A 5,260-nucleotide genomic window follows, 5' to 3' on the forward strand; every position below is an offset into this window, starting at 1 on the left:
CTGGAGCGGCTCGCGCGCGGGCCCGCGGGCAAGGACGGCGCGGCGCACGCGGCGTGGGCGACGGACATCCTGAAGGCCTTCGACCGCTTCCGCGTGCTGTGCGCGGTGCGCGAGGGCGACTGGGGCGTGACCGGGCTCAACCGCGCGATCGAGCACGCACTCGCGCGCGCGCGCCTGCTGTCGCCGCGCGGCAGCTGGTACGCCGGGCGCCCGGTCATGGTCACCCGCAACGACCCCGCGCTCGGCGTCTTCAACGGCGACATCGGCATCACCCTGCCGGCGGCCGAGGGCGGCGGCCTGCGCGTGCACTTCCTCGACGGCGAGGCCTTGCGCTCGGTGGCGGTGAGCCGCCTCGCCCACGTCGAGACGGCGTTCGCGATGACGGTGCACAAGAGCCAGGGCTCGGAGTTTGAGCACACGGCGCTGGTGCTGGCCGCGCAGAGCGGCAACGTGCTCACGCGCGAGCTGATCTACACCGCGATCACCCGCGCCCGCAAGGCCATCAGCCTGGTGGCCGAACGCGAGGGCTTGCTGGAGAATGGCGTGTTGCAGGCGACCCGGCGCGAGAGCGGGTTGCTGGGCTTTCAAGGCACGATGGAATGACGATGACGATTTCCGCTGCACGCAACCTGGTGCTGTGCCTGCTTGCGGCGCTTTCCCTCGGCGGCTGCGCCGTCACCGCGGTCGCCGGCGCCGTGGTCACGGTCGCCGCCACCGCCGTCAGCGTCACCGCGACCGTGGTCGAGACCACGGTGGACGTCGCCGCCGCGGGTGTGGATGCGGTGGTGGGGGAAGACGAGGAAGAAGAAGCGGAGGAATGAGCGGCGGTGGAGTGCTGCACGTGCGTCATTTGCCCGACCGCCGGGTTCGCAGCTGCCGCAGCTCCTACAGGAGGTCCGGGACGCGCGGTGGTTCATGTAGGAGCGCCGGCAGGCGCGAACACGGCCTCGCCGTCACACGACCACCCCCCGCATCGCTCGCGGCGTGGACGGGTCTGGCGAATTGCGCGAGACTGCGCCGTCCCCGGGGGCCGGCTTGGCGCCCGCCGGGTTTCTTCCCTGGCCGCACGGAGGTCCTGCTGGCGATGCGTTCGGACGAGCTCGACTTCAACGCGCTGATCGACTTCATGCCGGAGAGCGGCGCGATCCGCTTCTGCGGGCGGCGCGCCATCCTCGTGCATGCCGACTCGATGGGCGCGCTGCGCAAGGAGCTGGTCGAGACGCTGGGCAGCGAGATCGCCAAGGTGGTGCTCACGCGCTACGGCTTCAGCTGCGGCTACGAGGACGCCGAGCTACTCGCCGCCTACATGCACCCGGACAGCCTGGAGGAGTTCATCCTCGGCGGACCGCGCACCCACATGTTCTCGGGCATCGCCGAGGTCGAGCCCGACGCGCTCGAGCTCGACCGCGCCAGGGGGCGCTACCGCATGAGCGGGCGCTGGCGGCACTCCTACGAGGCCGAGCAGCACCTGCGCCTGTTCGGTCGTTCCGACGAGCCGGTGTGCTGGACGCTCACCGGCTACGCCTCGGGCTTCGCCTCGCGGGTGCTGGAGGCCGACATGATCTGCGTGGAGACGGCGTGCGAGGGCCGCGGCGACCCGCACTGCGCGTGGACGCTGATGAACGCCAGCGACTGCGCCCCCGAGCTCGCCGGCCTGCGCGAATACTTCAAGCCGCTCAACCTGCGCGACCGCATCAACCTGCTCGAGAGCCGGGTGCACGAGCGCACCCGCGAGCTCGAGGCCTCGGAGCAGCGCTACCGCAACCTCATCGAGGACCTCCCCGAGATGGCGTTCGCGCTGCACGCCTCGGGGCGCCTGCTGCACCTGAACAAGGCGGCGCGCCTGCGCCTCGGGGTGAGCGAGGCGCAGCTCCCCGCGCTGCGCCTGAAGGACCTCGTGCTGCCCGACTACACCGCGCGCGCGACCGCCTTCCTCAAGGAGATCGCCGCGCGCCGCAGCACCACCACGCTCGACCTGGTGATGCGCGACGCCGCCGGCCTGCCCTTCCCGGTGCGGCTACAGGTCGAGCCGGTGCTCAAGGACGATCGCATCGTGGGCTACAGCGGGCTGGCGCTCGACATCAGCGCCCAGCTCGAGCGCGAGCGCGAGCTCACCGAGTACGCGCGCCGCATCGAGTCGCGCGAGCAGCAGGTCCAGGACGTGATCAACGAGGCGGTCTACATCCTCGACGGCCAGGGCCGGCTGAGCTTCGTCAACACCCGCATGGCCGAGCTGCTCGGCGCCGCGCCCGAGGCGGCGATCGGGCACGCGGTGGGCGACTTCATGCCGGCCGCATCGGCGGCGCGCATCGAGCGCGACTTCGCCCGCCGCATCGCCGGCGAGGCCGGGCGCCCCTTCGAGATCGCGCTCGCCGGACGCGACGGCGGCAGCGTGGTGCTGGAGGTCAACTCCACCCTCTTCGTCGGCCGCGACGTCGCCGAGGGCGTGATCGGCGTGGCGCGCGACATCACCGCGCGCCGGCAGATGGAGCGCGAGCTCGCGCAGGCCAACCGCCTGAGCGCGCTCGGCCAGTTCGCCTCGGGCGTGGCGCACGAGATCAACAACCCGCTCGGCCTGGTGTCGGGCTATGCCGAGGAGCTCCAGGCCCTGCTCGACGAAGGCGCGCCGCTCGGCGACGACCGGCGGGTCGCGCAGCTGCGTCGCGGCCTGGCCACCATCCAGCAGCAAGCCCACCGCTGCAAGGCGATCACCGCCAACCTGCTCGCCTTCTCGCGCCGCCAGAGCGCCAGCCTGGAGACGGTGGACGTCGGCCTCTTCGTCGCCGAGCGCCTGGCCTTCTTCAACGACGCCGGCCTCACCCGCGGCATCGAGCTCGCGGTCGACATCGCCCCCGGCCTGCCCCAGGCCGGGACCAGCCCGGCCCTGCTCGAACAGGTGCTGCAGAACCTGATCAAGAACGCCTGCGACGCGATGAACGGCAGCGGACGCATCGACATCCTCGCGCGCGCCGGCAGCGAGGGCATCGAGCTCGAGATCGGCGACAGCGGGCCGGGCTTCGCGCCGGGGGTCGCCGAGCACGTCTTCGATCCCTTCTTCACCACCAAGCCGCCGGGCAAGGGCACCGGGCTGGGCCTGTCGATCTGCTATGCGATCATGAACGAGCTGGGCGGCCGCATCGCCTGTGGCAACCGGCCGCAGGGCGGCGCGTGGTTCCGCCTGGCGCTGCCACTGGCGGAGGACGGAGCGGGAGCCGCAAGGAATGAGTGATCGACCCGTGAACGCACGTCACATCCTGATCGTCGACGACGAGGAGCTCTACCGCGAGCTGCTCGGCGGACGCCTCGGCCGCCAGGGCTACCGCATCAGCGAGGCCGGCGACGGCGAGGGGGCGCTGCGCTGCATCGAAGAAGGTGGCGTGGAGCTCGCCCTCATCGACATCAAGATGCCGGGCATGGACGGCATCGAGCTGCTCGAGCGCATCAAGCAGCTCGCGCCGCGCACCGAGGTCGTGGTGCTGACCGGCCACGGCAGCATCGACAGCGCGATCGCGGCGATGAAGCTGGGCGCCTTCGACTACCTCACCAAGCCCTACCAGCTCACCGAGCTCGACCTCGTGGTCGCGCGCGCGCTCGAACGCAGCGCGCTCGCGCGCCGCTGCGACGCGCTCGCGGTCGAGGTTCAGCGCCGGCGCAGCCGCGACGACGACGGCATGGTCGGCGACAGCCCGGCGTGGCTGCAGATGCTCGAGCAGGTGCGGCGCGCGGCGGCGCTCGACGTGCCGGTGCTGCTCACCGGCGAGAGCGGCGCCGGCAAGGAGGTGGTGGCCGCGGCGCTGCACCGCTGGAGCCGGCGCGCGGGCGAGGCCTATGTGCCGGTCAACTGCGGCCTGCTCGAGGGCGAGCTGGTCGAGAGCGAGCTCTTCGGCCACAAGCGCGGCGCCTTCACCGGCGCGAGCGCGGACCGCGAGGGCCTGTTCGAGCTCGCGAGCGCGGGCAGCCTCTTCCTCGACGAGATCGGCGAGCTGCCGCTGGCCTGCCAGGCCAAGCTGCTGCGCGTGCTCGACAGCGGCGAGTTCCGCCCGCTCGGCGCCAGCGCCGTGCGCCGCACCGGCGCGCGCGTGATCGCCGCCACCCACCGCGACCTCGAGGCGCTCGTCGGCGAGGGCCGCTTCCGCCACGACCTGCTGTACCGGCTCGACGTCGTCCATATCGTCGTGCCGCCGCTGCGCGAGCGCCGCGAGGACATCCCGCTGCTGGTCGAGCACCTGCTGCGCCAGGCGGTGCGGCGCCATCCCGGCACGCCCGCCCCGCGCGTCGAGCCCCAGGCCCTGCAGCGCCTCATCGACCATGCCTGGCCGGGCAACGTGCGCGAGCTGCGCAACGTGATCGAGCGCCTGCTGGTCTTCGCCGACGGCGACCGCATCGACGCGGCCCGCATCGACGCCTTGCTGCACCCGGGTGCCACAACGGCCGCGAGCAGCGGCCGCGGCGGCTTCGAGCGCATCGTCCCGCTCGCCGAGATGGAGCAGGCCTACCTGCGCTGGGTGGTCGACAAGCTCGACGGCAACGTCAGCGCCGCAGCCGCCCGGCTCGGCATCGCGCGCTCGACCATCTACCGCCTGCTGCGCGCGCAGGCGGAAGAAGCCGCGCGACCCTAGCGACACGCGAGGCGCGTCGCAGCGCGTCCCCGTCGCATCCTGCAACACTGTCGCAGGATGCGACGCGAGGTCCGCAACCCTTGGCCGGCGCGGGCCTCGCCCTCTCCCTGGCCCTCCCCGCGGGCGCCGCTGTCGCAAACCGCAACACCCTTCCCGCAGCTCGACAGCCCGGCGACACACGCACGATCCGCGCAATTGTTGGATCTTCAACCATCCGGCACACCCTGGCCCGCCCCTTGCTTTGTACTCCTCCAACGGGGAATCCATACCCCAGCCAAGGAGGAGAACCATGCAGCCGAACAAGACCCGAATCCTCGTCGCCAGCCTCGTGCTGGGCGGTGCCCAGCTCGCCCTCGCGGCCGATCCTCCCGCGCAGGAGCGCGACCGCACCTACGCCAAGGTGTGCGGCTTCTGCCATGACGCAGGCGTCGGCCCGGCGATCCTCGGCCGCGAGTTGCCCGTGGCCTACATCGAGAACGTGGTGCGCCACGGCTTCCGCGCGATGCCGAGCTTCCGCAGCAGCGAGATCGACAACGCCGCGCTCGCCAGCGTCGCGCGCTGGGTGTCCCAATCACCCGCCACGTCCGCCGCGCCGGCCTCCCCCGCAGCACCCGCCACGAAAGCGCAGTAGGAGCCGACCA

5 protein-coding genes are annotated in these 5,260 nt (G+C 72.2%); all 5 read left to right on the forward strand.

The annotated features are described in order from the left end of the window. On the forward strand, nucleotides 1-603 hold a 603-nt coding region (locus tag C667_RS19995), incomplete at its 5' end, for an ATP-binding domain-containing protein (RefSeq protein WP_039922426.1). A 2-nt stretch (nucleotides 604-605) separates the two neighbouring features. Then, nucleotides 606-821, forward strand: coding sequence for a hypothetical protein (locus C667_RS20000; protein WP_039922427.1), 216 nt, complete (start codon nucleotides 606-608; stop codon nucleotides 819-821). A gap of 263 nt (nucleotides 822-1,084) precedes the next feature. Continuing rightward, nucleotides 1,085-3,229 carry a XylR N-terminal domain-containing protein gene (locus C667_RS20005; RefSeq protein WP_004379012.1) on the forward strand — a complete coding sequence of 715 codons (2,145 nt, stop codon included), beginning with the start codon at nucleotides 1,085-1,087 and terminating at the stop codon, nucleotides 3,227-3,229. Further along, nucleotides 3,222-4,619: a sigma-54-dependent transcriptional regulator gene (locus tag C667_RS20010; RefSeq protein ID WP_039922429.1), complete on the forward strand. Its 1,398-nt coding sequence runs from the start codon at nucleotides 3,222-3,224 to the stop codon at nucleotides 4,617-4,619. The genes C667_RS20005 and C667_RS20010 overlap by 8 nt, the downstream gene beginning before the upstream one ends. Nucleotides 4,620-4,908: 289 nt before the next feature. Then, nucleotides 4,909-5,250 (forward strand): c-type cytochrome, encoded by a 342-nt coding sequence (locus tag C667_RS20015; RefSeq protein WP_004379016.1) that lies wholly within the window; start codon nucleotides 4,909-4,911, stop codon nucleotides 5,248-5,250. Nucleotides 5,251-5,260: the final 10 nt, after the last annotated feature.

The organism is Thauera phenylacetica B4P (assembly GCF_000310225.1).
GTDB lineage: Bacteria > Pseudomonadota > Gammaproteobacteria > Burkholderiales > Rhodocyclaceae > Thauera > Thauera phenylacetica.